The organism is Lysobacterales bacterium, assembly GCA_019634735.1.
In the GTDB taxonomy this organism is placed as follows: domain Bacteria; phylum Pseudomonadota; class Gammaproteobacteria; order Xanthomonadales; family UBA2363; genus Pseudofulvimonas.
In genome coordinates this window covers 610001-633605 of the sequence record JAHCAT010000001.1, presented here as the reverse complement: position 1 = coordinate 633605, position 23605 = coordinate 610001, and the positions used below count along the sequence as shown (strand labels likewise).

The 23605-nt window shown below is 65.3% G+C and carries 23 protein-coding genes and 1 pseudogene; 14 read left to right on the top strand and 10 right to left on the bottom strand.

Annotated elements, in window-relative coordinates; all coding sequences use genetic code 11:
* Nucleotides 1-379 precede the first annotated feature (379 nt).
* Nucleotides 380-1981, top strand: a complete 1602-nt coding sequence (locus KF823_02740) for an alanine:cation symporter family protein (GenBank protein MBX3724817.1) — start codon at nucleotides 380-382, stop codon at nucleotides 1979-1981.
* Between the two features lie 205 nt (nucleotides 1982-2186).
* Here KF823_02740 and KF823_02735 read toward each other — a convergent pair whose 3' ends face one another.
* A complete protein-coding gene (locus tag KF823_02735; GenBank protein ID MBX3724816.1) occupies nucleotides 2187-4460 on the bottom strand; it encodes a S8 family serine peptidase in 2274 nt (757 codons plus the stop codon).
* 52 nt (nucleotides 4461-4512) lie between these two features.
* Nucleotides 4513-5310, bottom strand: a complete 798-nt coding sequence (locus tag KF823_02730) for a M48 family metalloprotease (GenBank protein ID MBX3724815.1) — start codon at nucleotides 5308-5310, stop codon at nucleotides 4513-4515.
* Nucleotides 5311-5493: 183 nt separating this feature from the next.
* On the opposite strand from KF823_02730, the gene KF823_02725 reads away from it, so the two are divergent.
* Nucleotides 5494-6075, top strand: a complete 582-nt coding sequence (locus tag KF823_02725) for a hypothetical protein (protein ID MBX3724814.1) — start codon at nucleotides 5494-5496, stop codon at nucleotides 6073-6075.
* On the top strand, nucleotides 6072-8465 hold the full coding sequence (locus KF823_02720) for a serine/threonine protein kinase (protein MBX3724813.1): 2394 nt from the start codon (nucleotides 6072-6074) through the stop codon (nucleotides 8463-8465). The genes KF823_02725 and KF823_02720 overlap by 4 nt, the downstream gene beginning before the upstream one ends.
* A gap of 880 nt (nucleotides 8466-9345) precedes the next feature.
* Here KF823_02720 and KF823_02715 read toward each other — a convergent pair.
* Nucleotides 9346-10698 carry a sodium-dependent transporter gene (locus KF823_02715; GenBank protein MBX3724812.1) on the bottom strand — a complete coding sequence of 451 codons (1353 nt, stop codon included), beginning with the start codon at nucleotides 10696-10698 and terminating at the stop codon, nucleotides 9346-9348.
* A 64-nt stretch (nucleotides 10699-10762) separates the two neighbouring features.
* The gene (gene nhaC, locus KF823_02710; protein MBX3724811.1) at nucleotides 10763-12205 is read right to left on the bottom strand and encodes a Na+/H+ antiporter NhaC; all 1443 of its coding nucleotides are present in this window, start codon (nucleotides 12203-12205) and stop codon (nucleotides 10763-10765) included.
* Nucleotides 12206-12431: 226 nt separating this feature from the next.
* Here nhaC and KF823_02705 point away from each other — a divergent pair, with 226 nt between their 5' ends.
* Nucleotides 12432-12980, top strand: a complete 549-nt coding sequence (locus KF823_02705) for an NUDIX hydrolase (GenBank protein MBX3724810.1) — start codon at nucleotides 12432-12434, stop codon at nucleotides 12978-12980.
* A gap of 188 nt (nucleotides 12981-13168) precedes the next feature.
* Here KF823_02705 and KF823_02700 read toward each other — a convergent pair.
* The 5 genes and pseudogenes from KF823_02700 to KF823_02680 all read right to left on the bottom strand — a co-directional run bounded on the left by KF823_02700 (nucleotide 13169) and on the right by KF823_02680 (nucleotide 15483).
* A pseudogene (locus KF823_02700) lies at nucleotides 13169-13318 on the bottom strand (tyrosine-type recombinase/integrase).
* Nucleotides 13319-13413: 95 nt separating this feature from the next.
* Nucleotides 13414-13668 (bottom strand): helix-turn-helix transcriptional regulator, encoded by a 255-nt coding sequence (locus KF823_02695; protein ID MBX3724809.1) that lies wholly within the window; start codon nucleotides 13666-13668, stop codon nucleotides 13414-13416.
* A 1-nt stretch (nucleotide 13669) separates the two neighbouring features.
* A complete protein-coding gene (locus KF823_02690; GenBank protein MBX3724808.1) occupies nucleotides 13670-13957 on the bottom strand; it encodes a type II toxin-antitoxin system mRNA interferase toxin, RelE/StbE family in 288 nt (95 codons plus the stop codon).
* Between the two features lie 31 nt (nucleotides 13958-13988).
* Complete coding sequence (locus KF823_02685; protein ID MBX3724807.1) at nucleotides 13989-14990, bottom strand: integron integrase; 1002 nt, start codon at nucleotides 14988-14990, stop codon at nucleotides 13989-13991.
* Nucleotides 14991-15237: 247 nt separating this feature from the next.
* Complete coding sequence (locus tag KF823_02680) at nucleotides 15238-15483, bottom strand: hypothetical protein (protein ID MBX3724806.1); 246 nt, start codon at nucleotides 15481-15483, stop codon at nucleotides 15238-15240.
* 241 nt (nucleotides 15484-15724) lie between these two features.
* Between KF823_02680 and KF823_02675 the strand changes: the two genes are divergently transcribed.
* From KF823_02675 to KF823_02630, 10 genes are all read left to right on the top strand, one after another.
* Nucleotides 15725-16333, top strand: a complete 609-nt coding sequence (locus KF823_02675; GenBank protein MBX3724805.1) for a hypothetical protein — start codon at nucleotides 15725-15727, stop codon at nucleotides 16331-16333.
* A gap of 103 nt (nucleotides 16334-16436) precedes the next feature.
* Nucleotides 16437-17363 carry a hypothetical protein gene (locus tag KF823_02670; protein MBX3724804.1) on the top strand — a complete coding sequence of 309 codons (927 nt, stop codon included), beginning with the start codon at nucleotides 16437-16439 and terminating at the stop codon, nucleotides 17361-17363.
* Between the two features lie 104 nt (nucleotides 17364-17467).
* Complete coding sequence (locus tag KF823_02665; protein MBX3724803.1) at nucleotides 17468-18109, top strand: hypothetical protein; 642 nt, start codon at nucleotides 17468-17470, stop codon at nucleotides 18107-18109.
* Between the two features lie 171 nt (nucleotides 18110-18280).
* A complete protein-coding gene (locus KF823_02660) occupies nucleotides 18281-18661 on the top strand; it encodes a hypothetical protein (protein ID MBX3724802.1) in 381 nt (126 codons plus the stop codon).
* Between the two features lie 89 nt (nucleotides 18662-18750).
* Nucleotides 18751-19122, top strand: a complete 372-nt coding sequence (locus KF823_02655) for a hypothetical protein (GenBank protein ID MBX3724801.1) — start codon at nucleotides 18751-18753, stop codon at nucleotides 19120-19122.
* A 109-nt stretch (nucleotides 19123-19231) separates the two neighbouring features.
* On the top strand, nucleotides 19232-19951 hold the full coding sequence (locus tag KF823_02650) for a hypothetical protein (protein ID MBX3724800.1): 720 nt from the start codon (nucleotides 19232-19234) through the stop codon (nucleotides 19949-19951).
* A gap of 146 nt (nucleotides 19952-20097) precedes the next feature.
* Nucleotides 20098-20478, top strand: coding sequence for a hypothetical protein (locus tag KF823_02645; protein ID MBX3724799.1), 381 nt, complete (start codon nucleotides 20098-20100; stop codon nucleotides 20476-20478).
* A 100-nt stretch (nucleotides 20479-20578) separates the two neighbouring features.
* Complete coding sequence (locus KF823_02640) at nucleotides 20579-21037, top strand: hypothetical protein (GenBank protein MBX3724798.1); 459 nt, start codon at nucleotides 20579-20581, stop codon at nucleotides 21035-21037.
* Nucleotides 21030-22076: a serine/threonine protein kinase gene (locus KF823_02635; protein ID MBX3724797.1), complete on the top strand. Its 1047-nt coding sequence runs from the start codon at nucleotides 21030-21032 to the stop codon at nucleotides 22074-22076. The genes KF823_02640 and KF823_02635 overlap by 8 nt, the downstream gene beginning before the upstream one ends.
* Nucleotides 22077-22313: 237 nt before the next feature.
* On the top strand, nucleotides 22314-22640 hold the full coding sequence (locus tag KF823_02630) for a hypothetical protein (GenBank protein MBX3724796.1): 327 nt from the start codon (nucleotides 22314-22316) through the stop codon (nucleotides 22638-22640).
* A gap of 280 nt (nucleotides 22641-22920) precedes the next feature.
* Here the strand turns inward: KF823_02630 and KF823_02625 are convergent, their stop codons facing one another.
* Nucleotides 22921-23529, bottom strand: coding sequence for a transposase (locus KF823_02625; protein ID MBX3724795.1), 609 nt, complete (start codon nucleotides 23527-23529; stop codon nucleotides 22921-22923).
* Nucleotides 23530-23605: the final 76 nt, after the last annotated feature.

Genomic DNA, 23605 nt, shown 5'->3' with positions numbered 1-23605 from the left:
TCCCCCTGGGAGAGGGGCCGGGGGAGAGGGTCGGGGCTGGCCATGATCTGCATCTTTGCCGCCCGGCGGCGCGTGCTGGCCGGGGCAGCCCTTTCCCCCGCCCGTCCCCGCAGGCGGGGGAGAGGAGAAGTGGGGTGCCGTCGCACCGACGGCACGCGCCTGGCAAGCGGGGGCGGGGAGAAGCGCGGTGCTGTCGCAGGGGCGCCAGGCGCCAGACAGTTTGGTGGCCGCCGGGCGCTGGAGCCCGCCTGAGATGCGCCACCCATCAGATCGCCGCCACGGTGTCCGTCTGCCGTGCCACGACACGCTCCCGGCGCCCTGGCGACGGCGCGGCGCGGGAAATCCGGGCTAGACTGCCCCCCTTTCCGGGAGGAAGCCGATGACCCTGATCCGCCTGTTCGCCCTGCTGCTGTCCGTGCTCGTACTGCCGGGCGCAGCCCTCGCCCAGGACGGCGTGCCCGTCGAGGGCGTCGAGCCCGCCGAGGTCGCCACGTCGGCCGCCGTGCGAAGCCTGGACGAACGCATCGACGCCGTGGTACGACCGGTGGCCGACGCCATCTCCGGCGCGATCTTCTACGCGGTGCGGGTCGGCGGCACCGATGCCGAGCCGGTGATGTTCCCGCTGATCGTCGGCTGGCTGATCCTGGGCGCGCTGGTGTTCACCTTCTACTTCGGCTTCATCAATATCCGCGGCTTCGGGCACGGCTTCCGGCTGATCCGCGGCGACTGGAACGACCCGAAGGCGCCCGGCGAGGTCACCCATTTCCAGGCGCTGACCTCGGCGGTGTCGGGCACGGTGGGCCTGGGCAACATCGCCGGTGTCGCGGTGGCGATCACCATCGGCGGACCGGGCGCGACCTTCTGGATGATCCTGGCCGGCGTGCTCGGCATGTCGACCAAGTTCGTGGAATGCACGCTGGGCGTCATGTACCGGCTGGAAAAGCCGGACGGCACCGTTTCCGGTGGCCCGATGTACTACCTCAGCCGCGGCCTGGGCCGGAACTACCCCGCGCTCAAGCGCTTCGGCCTGGTGCTGGCGGTGATCTTCGCGTTCTGCGCCATGGCCGGCGCGATCGGCGCCGGCTCGATGTTCCAGGCCAACCAGGCCTACTCGCAGCTGCTCAACGTCACCGGCGGCGCCGAGGGCCCGCTGGCCGGCCGCGGCTGGCTGTTCGGCATCGTCATCGCCACCCTGGCCGGCATCGTCGTGATCGGCGGCATCAGCCGGATCGGCGCGGTGACGGCGAAGCTCGTGCCCGGCATGGCGGCGATCTACATCCTCGCCGCGCTGTTCGTGCTGTTCACCAACGCCGGCCAGATCCCGGGCGCGTTCGGCGCCATCCTCGCCGGCGCCTTCACCGCCGAGGGCGTGCAGGGCGGCGTGATCGGCGCCCTGATCGTCGGCTTCCGGCGCGCCGCCTTCTCCAACGAGGCGGGCCTGGGCTCCTCGCCGATCGCCCATTCCGCCGTGAAGACCCGCGAGCCGGTGACCGAGGGCTTCGTCGCCCTGTGGGAGCCGTTCGTCGACACCGTGGTGATCTGCACGATGACCGCCCTGGTCATCATCATCACCAACCAGCACACGATCGGCGGCGCCGACGGCGTGCAGCTCACCAGCAACGCCTTCGCCTCGGTGATCGGCTGGTTCCCCTACGTGCTGACCGTGGCGGTGTTCCTGTTCGCGTTCTCGACGATGATCACCTGGGCCTACTACGGCGCCAAGGCGTGCAGCTTCCTGGCCAACGAGTCCAAGGTCGCCCTGTACGGCTTCAAGTTCTTCTACCTGGCCATGGCCGTTGTCGGCTGCACCATGCAGCTGGGCAGCATCGTCGACATCGCCGATGCCCTGCTGTTCATCATGGCCATCCCCAACCTGATCGGCGTCTACCTGCTGATGCCGGTGGTCAAGCGCGAGCTGGCCAGCTACCGGGCGCGCCTGGCGGCGGGGCAGATCCCCAGCAACAGGCAGCAGGGCGGCTGATCGAACGGAAAATCAACGGTCGCCGCTCTGCGGCGACCGTTGCGAGTCCAGACCGGGGTGGCCCACCCTTGCTATCGCAGGACGGGGAAACGTCCCCGGCGGGGCCGGTGGCTCGCGCAGACCTTCAGTGCGAGCCGGTGCCTCGTTGGGCACCGGCTTGGCGGGCCCGGATGTCGGGCACGGCACGTGTGCGGGTCGCGAGAAGTCAATTGCGCTTGCCGGTCATCTCGACGCTTCTGATGCTGGTCGCCTGCGGGTGGTGGCCGGTGACGTCGTTCCAGCAGGTCACAAGCCAGCGGTAACCTCTCCCGATCCAGGGCGCGCCCAGTCCCGGCAGGCCTGTTGCCTGGTCGGGCATCGGCTCGTAACGGACCACCGGCTGGAACGCGCCCTGGACGGCATACTGGTAAAGCAGGTCGGCAGCGCCATAGAAGTCGGGATTGGACGGAATGCGATAGCTTTTCCGCTGGCAGGAGTGGGCGCCGGGGGCTGAGAAGCCTTGTTCCAGCCAAGGCGAAGCGGTGGTCCAGTGAACGTCCGGAGTGCCCGAAAAGGCCGGATGAGTGGGCGAAGCGCGTCGCGACAGGAGCAGTTGTCCTCCTCCGGTGCTCGGTGCCGCAGCATGCCAGACGGGTTTTGGCGTGGTCTGCAGTTCGACGGTCACGCTGGACTGGCCATCAGGCCACCAGCCTCCCGTTCCAGATGGACAGTCGACCTGAAGCCGGATGGTGCTGCCTTCCAGTTGCAGCCAATGGCTGGCTGCGACGTCCCAGCGACCTGTGCTGCCATTCGCGTACACCGTCGGTGGCGGCAAAGCACCCGGCTGGGCCAACACGCCGTTTCTGAACACGCGAGCCGTGCAGGGCAGGAGGCCGGTAGCGTCGTCGACCGCAAAACCGACCGTCAGATAACTGTCGGAGAACGTCCGGAAACTGGCGGGGGAAGTGGCATGTACCTCTTCCGACTTGTGCCAAGCAGCCGTCGACAGGTAGCCGACATCGCCGGCGTCGTTGCGCTCCTCCAGCTTCGTATAGAAAACGATGCTGGGCTTGGTGAGGAACACGCCCCACTGCAGTGCGGGGATGACGAGGTTCGAGCCGTAGAGGAACCTGTGGTTGCCCCTCAGCCATTGCTCGACGGCGGCTGGCGTGGCCGCCAGGCCCGACTCCAGTGCATACAGGGCAAGTGCGGCAACGTGCGGTGCGGCGAAAGAGGTGCCCGAGGACCTGGACAGTGTGTTCCCGCTCCACGTCGACACCACGTCCACGCCCGGTGCCATCGTATCGACACACAGACCACCGTTGTTGCCTGTTTCGCTCTCTGTGCCCTGTCCACCAAAGCGTGGGATATGAAAGCCCTGCAGCGGAGGGTTCTGGTGCCAGAGCGGTCGTGCCGCCTGCCCATTCCGGTCGATCGCTGCCACGACCATGATCCCGTCGTTGTCCAGAGCCCAGTTGGTGTTGGGTGGACGATAAGCGTGTTGGCAGGCGTCATTGCCATGATTTCCGGCAGATTGGGCAATGAATGCACCTGGATACGCTGTAGCGGGGAACGCAACGTTGCGCATTGCGTTGTCGATGAGGCCAGCACCCGCTGGGTCCTGCTCCCGATCAGGATTGATCGACAGGTTCACAACAGCAGTCCTTGGCTGAGCCGCACTAAGCAGTATTTGTTTTCTCGCCATCTCCAGGCCAGCCACGACCGATGCGGTGGTGGCTTTGCAGATGTCAGGCAACGCGACGTTGATCGAGACGATCCGAGCATTGGGGCGCACTCCGGTGACTCCGCCCGGTGATCCCAGACCTGCAATGATCCCAGCGATGTGAGTGCCATGTGCGTACTCGGGCGCGGCGTTGCAGACCGTCACGACAGGAAGTCCGAGGACGGCGAGTCGATCCTGCTTTTCCAGATGCAGAGAGTCGTGGTTATGCACGCCCGAATCGATGACGTAGAGGGTGTGTGTACGCGTGCTTGGCTGACCGCCAGCCACCGCCTGTACGCCCCAGGGCAGCAGGGTGAAGCCGGAGGTGCTGTCTGCCCAGATGCCGCTGAAGTCCAGCAGGCGATCGGGAATGAGATCGCCCGACTTCGTGCGGCTGGCAAGCGCCACGAATTGACGATCATCCAGGAATGCTGCAGCCAGTTCATCCGAGAGCTGGGCAACCTGGGCAGCTGCAAGCCCCGCCTCCTCAGCGAGTGCGTCCAGGTGGCTGGTCGAGACTCCCGACGCATCGTAGGGCTCGCGCTCCCCGTTCCTGGTTGACAGCATTTCCTTGAGGGGAAGCAGGAAAACCTGTCGTCCATTTTGGTCAATGATGGTGCCGTCTTCCTGGGCTCTGGCGCCGTTTCTTGTGTAGAAGTCCAGGCGGCCGTGCTCGATGGAGGGTGTTGCCAGCACTGCGCCGGGAAGGGCAAGGAGCGTCGCGAAGCCAGCGCAGAGGAGTCTGTGCCAGGGTGCGCTTAGTGTCCGGGTGCTCATCGTGTGTGGTCCTTGGTGGTCGTCTTAGTGCTACTGCGGACAGAGCGGTGACTCATCGCCGCGCCACCTGGCGCTGCATGCGCTGGGCGCGGCGGTCGGCGTCGGGGTGGCTGGAGAAGGCGTCAGTGCCGCGGCCACCGTGGCCGGCCAGCTTCTCCAGGGCGCTCACCGCGGCGGCGTCGGCGTGGCCGTGGCGGCGCAGGAAGGCCAGGCCCTCGGCATCGGCGGCCAGCTCGTTGCGCTGCGAGTACTGGGCCTTGAACAGCTCCTCGAGCACGCCGCCCAGGTCGGACGCGGCCAGTGCGCCGGCGGTGTTGCCCTGGCTGGCGACGCCCTTGCGCGCGGCCTGCGCCAGGTAGGCGGTGCGGAAGCGGCCCTTGGCATGGCCCTGCTGGACGTGGGCGATCTCGTGGCCGATCACGAAGCGCAGCTCGTCGTCGTTCAGCAGCGTCATCAGGCCGGCGTAGAAGCGGATCGAGCCGTCCGGCAGGGCGAAGGCGTTCAGGGTGTCGTCCAGGTAGACCTTGAAGTTGAGCGCCAGGCCGTGCTCGGCCAGGTGGCCGGCGGTCAGCCGGGCCAGTCGCTGGGCCTGCGGGTGGTTGGCCGGGGCGACGCGGTTCTCACGGTCGAAGACCTCGGCGGCCTGTGCGCCGAGCTCGGCGAGCTGGGCATCGGTGAGGGTCAGGCCGCGCACGGCATCGACGCCGGCGCTGACCGCCAGGCCGCGGTCGCTGTTGCCGCCGCCGCCGAGGCGACCGAGGACGCCGCCGCGCTCGCTGGCGAGCAGGTCGCCGGCGCCGAGCAGGGTGGCGAGGGCAAGGGTCAGGGGAAGGATACGGGTGCGCTGCATGGCGAAGGCTCCGAGCTGCCTGAAGTGAAGGGAGGTGCCCGGCCGCCTGGAGGGACGGCCGGGCGGGGCGGTCGTGGAGGGAGCCGCGACCGTCCACCGGGTACTGCGCAGAGACGGCCGTCAATGTCTCAGCGCAGGTGCGCGGCTATCATTTGCGGGCCGCGCGCAGGGGGGCGCACGATCTTGGACACCGAGTCATCCGTCACCGCGCTGGTCCGGCGCTGGCAGGCCGGCGAGCCCGGGGCGCTGGACGCGCTGTGGCCGCAGGTCTACGCGCAATTGCGGGCGCTGGCAGGGCGGCAATTGCGGCGCGAGCGCGACGGCGTCGCCACCTGGCAGCCCACCGCCCTGGTGCACGAGGCCTGGCTGCGCCTGCTCGGCGGCGTCGCCACGCCGCTGCGCGACCGCGACCACCTGCTGGCCCTGGCCGGGCGGGTGATGCGCCAGGTGCTGGTCGACCACGCGCGGGCGCGCAAGGCCGAGAAGCGCGATGGCGGCGAGCGGGTGACGCTCAGCGCCCTGGGCCTGGCGACGCCGGGCCCGGACATCGACTTGCTGGCGCTCGACCAGGCGCTGGCCGGACTGGAGGCGATCGATCCGCGCAAGGCCCGGGTGGTCGAGCTGCGGGTGTTCGCGGGATTGGAATTCGCCGCCATCGGCGAGTTGCTGGGCGCCTCGCGTGCCACCCTGGACCGCGACTTCCGCGCCGCGCGCGCCTGGCTGTACCGGGCGCTGGAAGGCGCTCCGCCCGCCGGGGCACCATGAGCGCAGGCGGGGAACCGGGTCGGGTGCTGGACCTGCTGGCACAGGCGCTAACCGTGCCGGCCGGCGAGCGCGAGGCCTGCCTGGACCGGCTCGCCGCAGGCGACGCCGCGCTGCGCCGGGAGCTGGAATCCCTGCTGGCCGCCGATGACCGCGCCGACGGCTTCCTGGAACCGCAGCCGGCCAGCGATCGCGCCGGCGAGCGCATCGGCGCATGGCGCCTGGAGGCCTTGCTCGGCCGCGGCGGCATGGGCGAGGTCTGGTTGGGCCGGCGCGACGACGACCTGTACCAGGCACGGGTGGCGATCAAGTTCCTGCGCCCGGGCCTGACCGCCGAGGCCGACCGCTTCGCGCGCGAGCGCCGGCTGCTGGCCGGGCTCGCGCATCCGAACATCGCCCGCCTGGTCGATGCCGGCCACGACGGCCAAGGCGTGCCCTGGGTGGCCATGGACTACATCGACGGCCAGCCGCTGGACCTGTGGTGCCGCAGCCGGTCCCTGACGCCGCGTGCCCGGGTGCAGCTGCTGCTGAAGGTCGTCGAGGCGGTGGCGTTCGCGCATGCCCGGCTGGTCGTGCACCGCGACCTCAAGCCCGCCAACATCCTGGTCGACGACGCCGGCGACCCGCACCTGCTCGACTTCGGCATCGCCAAGCTGCTCGACGAGGCCGAGCCCGGCCTGACCGTCGCCGGCGTCGCGCCGATGACGCCCGACTATGCCAGCCCCGAGCAGCTCGCCGGTGAGCCGGTCGGCGTCGCCAGCGACATCTGGTCGCTGGGCGCGATCGCCCATGAGCTGCTCACCGGTGCGCTGCCGTTCGCCGCCGGCAGCCGGCGCACCGGCAGCCCGACCCGCGAAGCCGGTCTGCCCAGCCGCATCGCCGCCGGCCAAGGCGTGCGCCTGCCGCGCGATCTCGACCATGTGCTGCTCAAGGCCCTGGCGACCCGGCCTGCCGACCGCTACCAGGACTGCCCGGCGTTCGCCGCCGATCTGCGCCGGTACCTGGCCGGGCGGCCGGTGCAGGCGCGTGCCGCCGGCCGCGGCTACCGCGCCTGGAAGTTCGTCGTTCGCCACCGGCTGGCGGTGGCGGCCGGCATGGCGGTGGCGCTGGCCCTGGCCGGCAGCGCCACCGTGTCGTTCCTGCAGGCCCGCGACGCACGCGCCCAGGCGGCACTGGCCGCCCAGGAACGCGAGCGCAGCGACCGCCTCAACGACTTCCTGCTGGAGGTGCTGGCGGCACCCGACCCGGCGCGCAGCGGCCGCGAGGTGACCGTCGCCGAACTGCTGGACCGGGCATCGGCCAACCTGGCCGAACGCTTGGACGACCAGCCGGTGCTGCGCGCCCGGATGCACCAGACCCTGGCGCGCAGCTACCACGGCCTGGGACTGCTGGCGCCGGCGCAGGCGCAGGCCAAACGGGCCATCGAGCTGCTCGAGGGCGCGCCACCGCGCGATGCCGCGCTGCTCGCCTCCGTGCGCGTGCAGGCTGCCCACATGCTGTCCGGTCGCGGTCGCTTCGCCGAGGCCCGCGACCAGTTGGAACGGGCGCTCGCGGTGATCGTCGACGACGACGACGAGCTGGCGGCGCAGCTCGAGAACCTGCTGGGCACCACCAGCGCCAACCTGCAGGATTTCGAGGCCGCCCAGCGCCACTACCGGCGCAGCCTGGCGATCCTGCGGGGCATGCAGCCGCAGCCGGTCGAAGGCCTGGCGGTGGTGCTCAACAACCTGGGCAGCCAGGCTTACAAGGACAACGATGCCGCCACGGCGATCGCCCACCGGGAGGAGGCGCTGGCCCTTCTGCGCGGTGCCTTTCCGGGTCCGCATCCGCAGACCTTGCTGATCCTGGGCAACTACGCCGACGACCTGGATGCCGCCGGACGACCGGCGCAGGCCGAACAGGTGCGCCGCCAGGTGATCGCCGACAGTCGCGCGCTGAACGGCCCCGAGCATCCGCAGACCCTGGGCGCGCAGGGCTGGCTGGCCCTGGCGCTGCTGGAGCAGGGCAGGGCGCTGGAGGCGGAGGCCCTGGCGCGCGAGACGCTGGCCCTCGCCCAGGCGCAGGCGTCGGTGCCCGAGCGGGAGGCCGGCATCGCCGCCATCGTCCTGGTCGAGGCGCTGGCCGAGCTGGACCGCGGCGCGGAGGCGCTGGCCCTGGTGCCGACGCTGCGCGAGCTGCGCGAGGGCATCTATCCCGACAACCATCCCGCCCTGCACGAGATCGACCGCGCTGAAGCCATGGCGCGGATCGCCGCCGGCGACCGCGACGGCGGCCTCGCACAGCTGCGCCGCGTTGCCGCAGTCTTCGAATCCGAGTGGGGTTCGGAGCACCCCTACAGCCGGCGCACGCTGGACCTGCTGGCACGACATCCCGGCGCGGCGGGCGCGCAGTAGGTCTGTCGCGGCAGCCGGGCATCACGACGCGAAACCCCAGGCGGGTGTTCAGGGCGGGCGACGGCCTGGTCGCTGCGAACCCCGCGGAACTCGGCAAGCCCCGACCTCACGCGCTGCCTGCGGCAGCCCTCTCCCCCGCCCCTCCCCCGCAGGCGGGGGAGGGGAGAAGTGCTGTGCCGCGGCGAGTCCGGTGACGAAGTGCAGCGTTCCCGGATCGCGACCTAGCATCGGTACGACGGATCGGTACGACGGATCGGGAAGACGGATCGGGAAGACGGATCGGGAAGACGGATCGGGAAGACGGATCGGGAAGACGGATCGGGAAGACGGATCGGGAAGACGAATCGGGAAGACGAATCGGGAAGACGAATCGGGAAGACGGATCGGAAAGACGGATCGGGAAGACGGATCGGGAAGACGAATCGGGAAGACGAATCGGGAAGACGAATCGGGAAGACGAATCGGGAAGACGAATCGGGAAGACGAATCGGGAAGACGGATCGGGAAGACGGATCGGGAAGACGGATCGGGAAGACGGATCGGGAAGACGGATCGGGACAGCGGGATCGATGGGTGAGGCGCGCCCTGCTCCGCTCTCGCTCAGGCAGGCCTGATCAGCGTCGTCGCTCAGCCCTCTGCCAAGCGCGTGCCGCCCGTGCGACGACGCCGCACTTCTCCCCTCCCCCGCCTGCGGGGGAGGGGCCGGGGGAGAGGGCCGGGGCTTGCCGTGATCCGCACCGTCGACGGCCAGTGCTGCGCGCTGGCCGGGGGCTCCTTTCCGTCGCCCCTCCCAGCAGGTAGGAGAGGGGAGACGTGCTGTGCTTCGGCGATCGCGGGTGCCAGAGCGCGCGACGCGAGTCGCCGCTGCTGGCCGTGCGGCTTACAGGAAGGCGCGCACCAGGACGATCACCACCAGGGCCGGCGAGACCACGCGCAGCAGCCAGCGCCAGGCGGTGAACAGGCCGTCGGACAGCTCCGGCAGTTCCTCGCGCAGCAGGCTGGTACGTACCGCCCAGCCGGCAAACAGCGCGATCAGCAGGCCGCCCAGCGGCAGCATGATGTCGTTGGCGACCTTGGCCACGAAGTCCATGATCTCCAGACCCCACAGGCGCACGTGCGACCAGTGGTTGAAGCCCAGCACCGAGGCCAGGCCCAGCACCCAGCACAAAAGGCCGATGCCGAGCGCCGCCTGGCGCCGGGTCATCCGGGTGCGCTCGACCAGGAAGGCGGTGGCCGGCTCCATCAGCGAGATCGACGAGGTCCAGGCAGCGAACGACAGCAGCAGGAAGAACAGCAGGCCGTACAGCAGGCCCAGCGGCATGGTGTTGAAGGCCAGCGGCAGCGAGGTGAAGATCAGGCCCGGTCCGCCACCGGCCGGATTGATGCCGAAGGCGATCACGATCGGGAAGATCGCCATGCCGGCGAGCAGGGCGACGCCGGTGTCGGCCAGCGCCACGGTGACGCCGATGCGCGGGATCGAGATGCCGCGCGGCAGGTAGGCGCCGTAGGCCATCATCGTGCACATGCCCAGGCTGAGGCTGAAGAACGCCTGGCCCATCGCCGCCAGGAACACGCCGCCGTCGATCTCCGAGAAGTCCGGCTTGAACAAAAAGCCCAGCGCGGTGCCGAAGTGGCCGGTGGTGAGACCGTAGCCGACCAGCACCAGCAGCAGCACGAACAGGGCCGGCATCAGCACCTTGACCGCGCGCTCCAGCCCCTTCTCGACGCCGAGCGCGACCACCGCCAGGGTCATCACCATGAACAGGCCGTGCCAGCCGGTCAGCGCCCAGGCATCGCCCAGCAGACCGCCGAAGGTGGCGCCCGGGTCGGTGATCCGTTCGCCGCCGAACAGCTGCCCCAGGTACGACCATGTGTACGACAGCGTCCAGCCCGCGACCACGCTGTAGAAGCTCAGGATCAGGATGCCGGCGATGATGCCGATCCAGCCCAGGCCCACCCAGCCACGGCGGGCGCCGGAATCCGCGGTCACCTTGGCCAGGCTGTTGATCGGGCTCATCCGGCCGCGCCGGCCGATCAGGATCTCGGCCATCAGGATCGGCAGGCCGACCAGGGCGATGCAGGCCAGGTAGACCAGGACGAAGGCGCTGCCGCCGTTGTCCGAGGTCATGTAGGGGAAGCGCCAGATGTTGCCCAGGCCCACCGCCGAGCCGGTGGCGGCCAGCACGAAGGCCATGCGCGAGGACCACATGCCGTGGATCGAGTTCTTGTCCATGCCAGTCAGGTGTGCCGAAAAAGGAGGGGACGACGACGCATGCGCAGGAAGGGGCAGGGCGGGCTCAGGCCCGCACCGCCACCGGCTTGCGCAGCAGCTTGTAGCCGACCACGGCCATGGCCATGGCGATGATCGGCGTGATCCAGTTGAAGAAGGCGTACGGCAGGTAGTCCAGCGTCGCCACGCCCAGGGTCGCCGCCATGTAGGCGCCGCAGGTGTTCCAGGGCACCAGGGCCGAGGTCAGGGTGCCGCCGTCCTCGATGGCGCGCGACAGGTTGACCGGCTCCAGGCCCTGACGGTCGAACTCCAGGCGGTACAGGCGGCCGGGCAGGACGATGGCGATGTACTGGTCGGAGGCGATCACGTTGACGCCGATCGCGGTCAGGATGGTGGCCACCACCAGCGAGCCCGGGCCGCGCACCGCGCGCAGGATCGACTCGACGATGCGGTCGAGCAGGCCGGCGCGCTCCATGCAGGCGCCGAACGCCATCGCGCAGACGATCAGCCAGATGGTCGGCAGCATGCTGGCCATGCCGCCGCGGTTGAGCAGGCTGTCCAGCATCGAATCGCCGGAGTCGGCCGAATAGCCGTCGAACAGCGAGCGCCAGGCGCCGCCGACCAGTTGCAGGGCGGTGTTGTCGCTGTTGACGCCGGCCAGGGCCAGCACCGCCTCGCGCTGGAACAGCACCGCGAACACCGCGCCGAGCAGGGCGCCGATGGCGATGGTCGGGAACGCCGGCACCTTGCGCACCGCCATCACCAGCAGCACCAGCAGCGGCAGCAGCAGGTGCACGCCGATGTCGAAGCGCGCGTCCAGCGCCGCCAGCAGCGGCTCCAGCGCGCCGGTGTCGCCCTGGCCGGCCTGGCTGAGGCCGATGCCGGTGAAGATCAGCAGGGCCGCCGCGAAGCCGGGCAGGGTGGTCCAGGTCATGTGCCGGATATGGCTGAACAGCTCGCTGCCCGCCGAGGCCGGCGCCAGGTTGGTGGTGTCCGACAGCGGCGACATCTTGTCGCCGAAGTAGGCGCCGGAGATCACCGCGCCGGCGGCGATCGCCGGGTCCAGGCCCAGGCCCAGGGCGACGCCCATCAGGGCCACGCCGATGGTGCCGGCGACCGTCCAGGAACTGCCGATCGACAGCGCGACCAGGGCGCAGATCAGGCACACCGCCGGGTAGAACCAGCTCGGGTGCAGCAGCTTCATGCCGTAGTAGATCAGCGCCGGCACCGTGCCGGAGAGGATCCAGGCGCCGATCAGCGCGCCGACCGCCAGCAGGATGAAGATCGCCGTGGTCGTCAGCGACACGCCCTTGACCACCGCAAGCTGCATGTCGGCATAGCGCAGGCCGTTGCGCAGGGCCACCAGCATGGCCGCGCCGGCCGCCATCAGCAGGGCGATCTGGTTCGGCCCGCCCGAAGACCCGTCGCCGAACAGCCGCACCGACAGCACCAGCAGAACCACAAGAACGAACAGCGGCACCAGGGCCTGCAACAGCGTGGGCTTGCGCATCCGGTCCTCCCCAGAAGTCGCCGGAGTGTACGGCCGCCAGCCCCCACCCGCCAAACCCGACCCCTGCTGCGCCGCACGAATTCTGGCGCGCACCAGCGCCGCCGCGCGCCCTACCCGCGGCCTGTCCGACCTTCCCGCAACCCACCGCCCCACGCCAGAATGCGCAACGCTCCACCCGGTCCCCGGTCCCCGGTCCCCGGTCCCCATCAAGCCCCGTCCCAACCCCATGCCTCCTTTCGATTTCGCCAGCGAGCTCGCCGCCTTCGCCGCCCGCCACCCCGGGGCCGCCGACACCGTCGCCCTGTTTCGTACGCGCCTGGCAGCCGCCGACGCTGGCGCCTTCGCGCGCTGCCCGGCCCAGGGCCACTTCACCGGCTCGGCCCTGGTGGTCAGCGCCGACGGCCAGCGCACCCTGCTCACCCACCACCGCAAGCTGGGCCGCTGGCTGCAACCCGGCGGCCACGCCGACGGCGATGCCGACCTGGCCCGCGTCGCCCTGCGCGAGGCCGAGGAGGAAACCGGCCTGGCCGGCCTGCACCTGCACCCCGGCCTGCTCGACCTCGACCGCCACTGGATCCCCGAACGCGGCAGCGAACCCGGCCACTGGCACTACGACGTCCGCTTCCTGGTCCAGGCCACCGCCGGCGAGGACTTCGTGGTCGGCCCGGAATCCAACGACCTGGCCTGGTGGCCGCTGCGCCAGGTCGCCGACGACGCCGGCTTCGACGACTCGCTGCGGCGGATGGCTAGCCGGCTGCTCGGCAGCCCCGGCTGATCCGCCCACGGCGTGCGCTGCGAGGGCCGACACCGCATCCCACCACGCGCAGGCTTCAGCGGCTGCACACCGCCCACCGGGGACGGGCGCTGCCCCGACCCGCCGGAGCACCCCACTTCTCCCCTCCCCCGCCTGCGGGGGAGGGGCCGGGGGAGAGGGCAAGCGAGCGAAGCCGGACCTCCACCCGCTCAACAGGCTGGGACCGAGGGCATCGGGGACACCCCGTCCAGCGGACTGCGCACCCCGCGCCCGCCGCGATCGAGCACATGCGTGTAGATCTGCGTGGGCGACGCGTCGGCGTGGCCGAGCAGTTCCTGCACCGTGCGGATGTCTTAGCCGCCAGGGGTCAGACCACGTTTTGCACCGTGGTCCACCGCGCTTGCCGGAGCTGCCACGGGGAAAGCGTGCTCTGACGCCAATAGCGCAAGCACCCTCAAGCAGCAGAATCCACCTGCCACCCGGGGAACACCAGCACCGCCGGATGGCAGCGCAACGCCCTGGCCAGCACCTTGGCGCGTTCCACCCCCAGGTTCACCCGGCCGTTCTCGATGCTCGAGATCGTGGTTTGTGGAATGCCGCACAACGCCGACAGTTGTGTCTGGCTGAGCTCCTGAAGTTCCCGGATGATCCGCAGCGACTCACCTGGTGTGACCTCGACGCGGCGTCTTGCAGGAATCAATCTGGCCATATCACTTCCTCCGGTAGTCATGCGCGGCGAGCCTGACCACTTCGACGACAAGCACTTCGGCCTGAACGCCGTAGATCACCCGCCACTTCTCGTTGAGGCGGGAGGAGCGGAAGCCCCGCCACTCGCCCAACAGGGCTTCGTCCCGGAAACCCCTGATGGCTCGCAGCCCCTGCGGCCCCGAGAGCATCGCAATGTCCTTCCACTTTTCGTAGCGCTTCAGAATGTCGATCGGCACGCGACCGGATGACAGGACCTTGTCGGCTTGAGGGCGCTCCATGACGATCCACATGACATATAGTGTCTAGGCCACGAAAGGTCTGTCAAGCCGACGAATGTGAAAGAGGCCTGCTGGTGCGATCCAGTGGGCTCACCACCCCGCGCCCGCCCCGGTTGAGCACGTGCGTGTAGATCTGGGTGGTGCCCACATCGCTGTGGCCAAGCAGCTCCTGCACGGTGCGGATGTCGTAGCCATCCTCGAGCAGGTGGGTGGCAAAGCTGTGCCGAAGCGTGTGCGCGCTGACGTGCTTGACGAGGTTGGCGGCGCGACAGGCCTTGCGCAGGGCCCGCGCCAGAACCGCGGCGTCGACATGGTGGCGGCGCAGCGTGCCGTCGAGCGGATCGCGCGACAGCCGGGCGGAGGGAAACACGAACTGCCAACCGGGTTCGCGAGCGGCGCCAAGGTATTTGCGCGCCAGCGCGTGCGGCAGGGCTGCCTCGCCCAGCCCGCGCGCCAGGTCGTGGCCATGCAGGCGCAGCGCGCGCTGGACTTCCAGGTGCAGGGCCGGCACCAGCGTGGCCGGCAGCACGGTGTGCCGGTCCTTGCCGCCCTTGCCCTGGCGCACCGTGATCTCGTGGCGGGCAAAGTCGACGTCCTTGATCCGTAGGCGCAGGCACTCCATCAGCCGCATGCCGGTGCCGTAGAGCAGGCTGGCCAGCAGCCACGGTCGGCCGTCCATCGCCAGCAGCAGCGCCCCGACCTCGCTGCGCGCCAGCACCGTCGGCACCCGCTGCCGGCTGCGCGCCCGCACCACGCCGTCCAGCCAGGGCAGATCCAGTTCCAGCACATGCCGGTAAACGAACAGCAGCGCCGCCAGCGCCTGGTTCTGGGTGCTTGGCGCCACCTTGCCCGCGACCGCCAGGCCGGACAGGAAGGCCTCGACCTCGGCCTTGCCCAGCTCCCGGGGATGGCGCTTGCCGTTGGCCAGGATGAACCGGCGCAGCCATTGCAGGTAGCACTTCTCGGTCGCCAGACTGTAGTGCCGCACCCGCAAGCAGCGGCGAACTTCGTCGAACAGGCGGGGTTTGCGCGCCTCCGGCGCCATCGGCCCGCGCCCGCATACCCCGGCAGTTCCGCCACGAGAAGCCATACCCCAGCACCTTGCATGGATATCCGGGTGCAGCCTGGACCACTGGCACCCCCCATGTCGTCAGCCAAAGCACTGTATCGAGGTGGGAAATTTCCTATTGACGGCCCCGCCCGAACCCTGAACACTCCCCCTTATCCGCCGCATCCGGCGCATACATCAAGTTAGCGCTCACATGAAGCTCCATCGGTTTCTAGCATCCAAGTCAACCCGTGCCGTCCTGCGAAATTTGGAACGACCTTGGGCAGCATGCGTCGGCTTTGGCTCCGGCCGTGCAGTTGTACTGCTGGAGTCTGGCCAAGCTGTACTTGTGAGCACATACGTTGTCGAGAAAGAACCAATGTTTGAGTGCGAGCGCATCGAGGCCGAGCTGAACTTGGGCGCCGCTGCGCCCGAAGCTCTGCAAGCCGAGCAAGAAAACGCAGTTCACCTGGTTGAGTTTGAGGATCACTTTGGAGATTCCGCAACTTGCGTATCCACCGAGGGAGTCCTAATCACGCACCCGAATGCCAATCGCACTCTATTGTGCTGTTCTAAGTCGTTCTATCGACTTCAGGTGCTCACTGCGCCGGAAGCAATAGACCAGTGGCTCGTCGGTAAGCAGCTTGTGGAGCTGTCCAGTGAGCGCTAACAATTCATTCAAGCCGACGCCGCTTCGCGGCGCGGCTTAATTCAGGCGTTAGCTGTCTTCAATGCGTATTGACGAGCATCGAGCCAAGGAACTCGGCACAGCCCTCAACGAAGCCTCGCTTCTGGGTGTCGAGTATGACCGCGTCCGCCAGATGGTTGGCGTAACAATTTCCGTGCTAACCCTGCCCGACGACCACTCGCCAGAGTCGGCTGACCCGAGGCGCCAGCTCATTCTCAAAGAGGTTGGCCGCGTCGCTGCTGCGCTGCGAGATAGCAGGTGGGACGATTACGCTGCGAAGCCTTTGCCGCTAGAAGCATCCGATCTACTCTCAACTGTGCAGTCCTTTGGTGGGCAGCCAATCTACGGCTGGGAGTTCATCAACCACGAAGATCAAGCGTGGGAGCTGTGGAAGCATCGCCTATCGCTCGACATACAGTCGGACGCGGGAGCGCGAACTAACCTCTTGGCGCTGTTCCAGGAAGGGGTCACGGCAAATCGACATCTCGATTTGTGGGTCTGGTTTGAGGAGCTGGTGATTTGTGATGCCCAAGGGAACACGATCGACCCGGACCATTTTGTCGCTGGCGGCATCCGTTGGTGGGAGGCGATGCATGCGGGCGACCCGCGAACACAAGGTCACGGAATCGCATCTGGTGTTAAAGACAGCTAACTATGTGTTGCAGCGAACCGCGCGGATTAGGCCGTGTCGATCTACCATTGCCCTGCGGCCGCGCGGCCGCTGAACACGGCGTTAGCACTCACAGGGGTAGCACATGGCGGAACGTAGCCAACACGCTGGCGCCAATCTCTTCGTCAGAATCCTAATCGCGCTACTGTGTCTTCTCATTGCGGGCATGATTCTGTTCCGATTTCTCCAAGTGCAGCCTGTCGGCGAGATTTCGCCGGGATTGCTGTCCCTACTTGGATTGCTGGTTGTACTCGTGCTTGCAGAGGCATTTGACAATTTTTCCGTCGGCAAGCTTCTGTCTGTCAGTCGTGAAGTGCGAAAGAAGGAGGCCGAGGTCGAGAGGCTTGAAAAGCAGAATTCCTACCTGCTTTCGCAGCTCATCACCGTCAGCAACTCTCAGGCTCAGCGCCAAAGCAGCACTACCGTACAGGGTGACTACTATGCTTCGTCACCGACGGTCCAAAGGGCGTCAGAAGCGGAGGTTGAAGAGAAGAACAGCACCGAGAATCGTGCACTTTCGGCTACCGCTGCAGATACCCCGGCTCGCACGCGCATGAACTGGGAGAAAGCCGAGGAGATCGCGCTCACTAAGCTTCTCAAGCGCCGGGAAATAAACCCATCCAACGTTATCACCGATGCCAAGCTGTCGTTTCAGTTTCAGGGAATTGATCCGGTCAGCAACATCCAGCCAATATTCGATGGCTACATCAAGAGCTCAGAGCGTGAGACGTTCATCGACATTCGGCCTGAGCGCCTAGTCAATCCAATCTATCGCGACCGTCTGTATGTGATGCTCTCGAAGATTCATCATTACCGAGTAGCTAAGAACGTCGAAGCTCACCTCGATCTCGTCATGCTTAAAATCCCTGGTGAGGAGGGGCGCGGCACGTGGGGATCATTCGATCGAAATCGCTTCTTTCAGCATTTCGAGCCTGCGATTGCGAGCGGCCTTTTGAGAATTGAGGATGTCGAGTTCACCGAGGAGGAAGCGGCGCAATGTCGCGAGACGTGAGTTCTAACTATGCGTTCAAGCGGACCGCGGTGACAGGCCATGGTGTTTTCTGATGTTGCGTTGGCCCGCGGCCGCTTAACGCGGCGTTAGGCCGCTCGGAACCCATGGCGCGAGACGACTGGTTTCGGAACCACACGTGGTCTCCAGCGATCGCGGAGGCATTCTTCGCTCGCCTCGCAAAATCCAGAGGATCAGGCAATCGCGCCCAGTATCTAAGGATCCAGGCGGTTGAGTTAGCATCGACGGGAAAAGAGAGTTTGGTGCGCGTCGCGCTGCAACTGCTAGAGCAGCATCTAGAAGAGTTCTCAGATCCCTACGAGCAAACGCAGGCGCATGCGCAAGCCGCCGAGTGCCACGTGCTACTGAAGCAGCCGGAGCAAGCCTTCGAGCACTACCGGGCATCACTCAGAGCGAACAGGCAGGCGCCGAACCTTGATTGTGGGGTTGCCGTGGAGTTTCCGTGGCTTATCGCATCCCTTCGCCGCAGTGACCTTTATGATGAAGCCATAGAGTTGTTGCCTGACGATACCGGCCCGTTTCCTGTCTCGCGTTTCAAAGCCTCGGCGGCGCGAGCCGTTATCGCTGATGCGCGTGGCCAAGCGCCCGAGGCGGTGAGGAATGCCTATGCGGCTCTTGAGGCGGCATCGCAAACGGAATCTGGTCTTAAACATCACCGGGCTTTAGGCCTGGTCGGTCCCGGCCACATGGAAATGGTGCAATGGCTACGAAAGCGTGTCGCGGCCTAACAAATCGTTCGAGCGGACGCGTGAGAAATAAAGTGCCAAGCTCATACATCGGCGCGCGCGCCGCTCAACTCCACCGTTATGCGTCTTAGTCTCGCATTCGGCATCGTGCTAGCACTCGTGGCCCCACCAGCGGATGCTTGCTCTCGTCTCCATCGTCCAACTGATGCGCAGTTGTTCGACGAGGCATCACACGTCTTTGTTGCAAAGGTCGTCTCGACCCAGCTTAAGCGACTGCGGGGTCGAGAGTGCGAAGTCGAAGATCTCGATGACGACGACTGCGAGTATGTCGAGGCAAGATACGAACTTGCTGAAAGCCTGAAGGGTTCCCCCGAGCGTCGTGGCAAGGTTCGTGATCTTGTCTTCGGTCCGGGCAACTGCAGTTTGGGATTGCTCGCCGGCTTCTACTACGTGTTCTACCTTGACTCGGACCACAACTGGGTCACTCACATCAACGGGTCGTTCCCGCTAGGGCCGTTCTATGAGGACCGTGAGCGGGAGGCAGTCCAGCGGATTCGAGAGTATCCCCATGAGCGTCCAGGCGACGACGCATAACTATGTGCTCAACCCGACCGCCGGAGAGCCATTGCGTGTCAACGGACCGCTGTCGGCCGGCGGCGGGTTAGCCCGGCGTTAGACCTCACATGAACTCATCCGCGGAGTCCATTGCCATCGCGTGGATTGAGAAGTGGCGTAAGCCTCCGGAGGCGCACGAGCCGACTGAGAATGACTTGGACGACTCGTTGCCTGGAATCGATCCGCGTCTGGCGCTGGAGGCGATAGTTGAAGTTCTTGGCAGGATACCGGCTGACACCACAAGCCGGCACTTTCAGGTACTAGCCGCGGGACCGCTTGAGGATCTCATCGCATTTCACGGCATCGAATTGTTGAGCGAGATCGAAACCCACGCACGTAGAAGCCCGCAGTTTCGACTGCTGCTCAATGGAGTCTGGTTTGATCATGCTTCCACGCCAGTCCGAGAACACCTGAAGAAGTACCTTGGCGCGCGGTGGTGAGGTCTAACTATGTGTTCAACCGGACCTGCTGGGAGGTAGTTCGAATGAACCGATCACTGTCGGCCGCAGGCCGGTTAACACGGCGTTAGATCTCACTGGAGGCTTCCTAGTGTTGTCCATGCCACCTCAGCAGATAGCAGAGCTCTGCAACTTCGCCTCCGTTGCTGACAAAGAAGCGCGCAGCGATCTTTCCCTTGGCTATATTTCCGGAGAGGACGATTACACTTCAAACTTCACCGGCGCGCTCCGAAGAATCATAAACAGCAATAGCTCCACGGGCCTCTCGGCGACGAGCTTCGTGCTGCAGCCGAGAATTGAACAGCGTACTGGATGTGACGCAACAATCCTCATTTCTTCCAACGGCCACATCAAGATCGCAATGTTCGAGGCAAAGCTGCCCCGCTTTGGCACCAGCATGTACCGGTGGGACTATGCGCAAACAGCCTCGGGCCTTTCGCATTTCTCCGATCAGCTCACTCGGCAAGCGCGGTTCTGGCCTCGCTTCGCAATCTTTGAGATGTTCTATTGTGAGTTGCCCTTCGGTCAGCAGGCGGCCCACCTCCAAAGCGAAGGATCATCCTGTACTTGGCACGATGAAACGGCTCAGTTCGACAGTAGCAGGTCCGCGTCTCGTTCTCCTTGGACCCAAGGCGAGCTCGATAGCCTCCTTCAGATCAGGAACACTGGCGTGGGCGACGTCCTCGCATCCATATGCCAGTGTGACCACGGTACACCTATGTCCATGTGGGGCGATGCGGAGGCAGTGGCCCAGGAGTTCTCCCTAGAAGGGCCAGTACTCCACATTGCCGCAGCCACGTCTCGGCGGTGAAATCTAACTATGTGCTCAACCGGACCTGCGGGGATGTGTTACGTTCAAACCAACCACTATCGGCCCGCGGCCGGTTAGCACGGCGTTAGGCATCACGATCAATGTCGCGCGTGGACCTCAAGGGCATTTGGAGAGACGATGACGGCATGCTGCAGCTAGATGTCGGCGCCTCGAACGAGCGCACGTCGGCCCGAATGGAGCTGTACGCTTACCCGGCCGATCTCCTGACGTTTGCCTCAGGCCTTGAGAACTTTCCGGCTAGCCCGAAGGACGAGGTGGTATGGGAATCCGGTGGTCCCGACCCGAAGTGGTTTGGACACATGCGGCTTCGCGCCCACGTCCTTAACGGCACCGGTCATTCGGCGCTTGAGGTTCTAATGGAAGTTCGAGGCGCGGAACCAAATCGCGCAACCAGCGCCTTTTCTCTTCGTTGCAATCCGGCGGACATCAATGAGCTTGGTCGGAGAATCAAGGTCTGGCTTGCTGAGCCCGCCAGCCAGCTTGTTGTGGAGTGGCGTGATGCCTAACAACTCGTTCGAGCGGACGCGTGAGGGATAAAGTGCCAAGCTCATACACCGGCGTGCGCGCCGCTCAACTCAATCGTTATGTCCTTCTGGAGGACACAGAGTGAACACGATGGGCATAAGAGCGAGGCCGAACGCGATAACAATCGCAGTTTATGACGCCTCTGTGGAAAAAATACTCAACGTAGAGGAAATTCGCATTCCCAACGCTCTGTCTGTTCCAGAGGCGCTGAAATACGTCAGGAACAATGTTCTCGATGTGCTTAGGGAGTACGAGATAAAAAAGGCCGCAATACGAATTATTGAAAGCAACGCGCAAACAGTGCCAGTCCGCAGAGTTGAAATTGAAGGTGTAGTGCAAGAGGCATTCGCCAGCAGTGGATTGAGCTCGTATCTTTGCGGGCAGATATCCAGTTTGTCTGCGAGGATGGGAATTGCCAGAAAAGACTTCAAGCGCTACGCGGAAGGCGAACTATCAATGGATTGCGTAGATAGTTGGGCTGACCTTACTAAAGAGCAGCGAGAGGCAGTAATGGCTGCAATTGGAGCCACCAATGCTTAAGCCTCCAAATACCGCCGAATTAAGTTTTCAACTCGGTGATGAGATCGGGTCAGAAGGCAGGAACTCGCAAGTATTCAAGGCGAGGGATCTGCAGCTAAATGCGGAAATAGTCGTCAAGAAGGTGAAAAAGACTACGTTTACTGACATAGATGAGTACTTTGTCGAGGCAAGCCTCTTATATCTGAGCGCGCATCCTAATGTGGTTCCAATTCACTACGCTTGCCATGACGTAGATCATGTCTATTTGGCAATGCCTCTGTATGGCAAGGGTTCCTTAAAGGCTCGAATGGCTAGCAGACCCCTAACCGTCAGAGAAATGATAGTGGTGTCCACTCAAGTGTTGAGTGGAATTCACAACATACATTCAAAAGGGCTAATTCACTTTGACGTAAAGCCAGACAACATTCTCCTTTCTGAGAGGGGGGAAGCGATGCTGTCGGATTTTGGGCTCGCAAAGCAAACGTCCTATTCTGGTGTTGCAGGGCAAGACCGAATCTACGGAAAAATGGTTCCTCCTGAGGCTTTTCAAAATCAGGATTTTACCCGGCAGTTCGATATATATCAGATGGGTCTGACTATGCATCGAATGAGCGTAGGCGATGCTCACTTCTATGGCGAGTACAGCGGGTTTGTCAGGAACGGAACTCTAGAAAGGAATGCATTCAAGGTCGCTGTGCGTAACGGCCAATTTCCTAGTCGAAATCAGTATCCGGAGCACATCCCTCAGAAATTTGTGAACGCAATTCGCAAGTGCTTGCAGACTGATCTTGCTCAGCGCTTTACATCAGCCATAGAAGTTGTTAATGCTGTTTCGGATATTGAAGAGGCCTTGCTGGATTGGCGCATGGAGTATGGCACTGGGTTCCGGCGCTGGGTAAAAGAATTGGATAACGGCAAAGAGGTAAATCTCGTACTAAATGACGACCAATCATCGGAAGCATTTGTTCTCTCAAAAGATGGCACAAAGAGGAGAATCACCGAGTACTGCACCGCAAGTCTAGGTAGGGCCGAAATTAAGAAATTCCTCCGGGAAAACTAGAAATGAAGAAGAACAAAAAGAACTCCAAGTACCTTGAGCGGTCGTCTCTATTGCCAGGGCTTCTGAGATTCGATCCAGAAGTGCCGCTAAGGAAGAGGCCCTCTGAGAATTTTTCCGTCACTTCAGATGGATATTTCCATTGGAATGAATGCGAGGAGGAAGGACATAACCATTCGCTGCAGGCGCGACGGCCCTGACGGGCCGCGGCCTGAGCTCAAACGTTAGGTGCTGACTGCCATGAACGAAATCGCGAGTCTCATCTTCCCGTGGATTCCGGTCGCGACCGGCGCCCTCCTTGCGTGGTCCGCCTACTCGCTTTGGCGCGTTTCGCGTAGGCACAGCGCGCTCGTCGCTCTTGGTCTATTCGCAGTCTTCGCGGTGGGTTCGGGTGTCATGTCCGCCTTTCCGATGACTTATGCCTTGAGCTCTAGCGAAGTCGCCTACACGGGCGTGCTTCCCGAAGTAGTGCATGGGAATGTTGTCCCCATCCTCCACATCGCGCTTCTGGTGGGCGCCGGCTCGCTCGGACTCGCTGCTGCCCGCTTCGGTACGGCACGCACCTAACGGCAAAGGATAGATCGCGCGCAGCCGCGATCTGATCCGGTTGTTGAACAAGCCCGGTCAGGCTTGCCGATACGTTCTTAAGGGAAACAGCATTCGCGATGGCGCCGAGGTGCAGTGTCGCGTTGGCGCTGTGCGCGTGCGGTGCGGGGTGCGGAGCGGTTCGTGGCGACGTTGCCCGGCCGGTTTTCGCCGGCGCATGGGCGCGAAGGGCTGTTTCGGACGCAGCCTGCCCGTCGAGGCGCACGGCCTCGTGTTTCGGTGCGGCACGGTGTTTTCGCGCTCACATGGCACGGCTCCGGTGGTCGTGGTGCGGGGTTCGTCGTCGGTGCGCCTGCGCCGGTGTCAGGCGGGTGGCGACGATGCGCATGGGTTCGCCGCAGTGCGGGCACAGGAGGCGGCAGCGGGCCGGTGCGGGCAGGTCGGGCAGGTGGACCTGCAGCAGCAGTTGCACGCGTGCCAGCAGGGCCTTGCGCCTGGGGTGCAGCAGGCCGAAGTCGCGCACGCGGCGGAAGCCCTTGGGCAGGACATGCTGGAGCAGCAGGGCCAGGAACCCGGCGCCGGGCAGGCAGCGGATGCGGGTCTGGCCGGTGCTGTCGCGGTAGCGGAAGCGGACACGCTGGTCGTCGCAGCCGAGCAGGTCGCGTTCGCTGAGCACGCCGCGGTAGAGGTAGCGGGCGAGGTAGGCCAGGGCCTGTTCGCCGCGGCCGACCCGGGTGCAGTCGGCCACCCAGGTGTCGGGCAGCGGGTCGGGCAGGGTCAGGCCCAGGGCCCGCAGGGCGGCCAGCACCCTGGCGCGAAACACCCGGGTCAGGTTGCCGGCGCGGAACAGGAAGCGGCGGGTGCTGCGCCACAGCCGGGTGCTGTAGTGGCCCTGTTTTCCATCTGGCAAGTTGCGGCCGCGCCCAGGCCGCTCCGAACCGTCGCCGCTTGTGTGTGTTTCGTAGTCCCCGGCCAGCGCCCTGGCC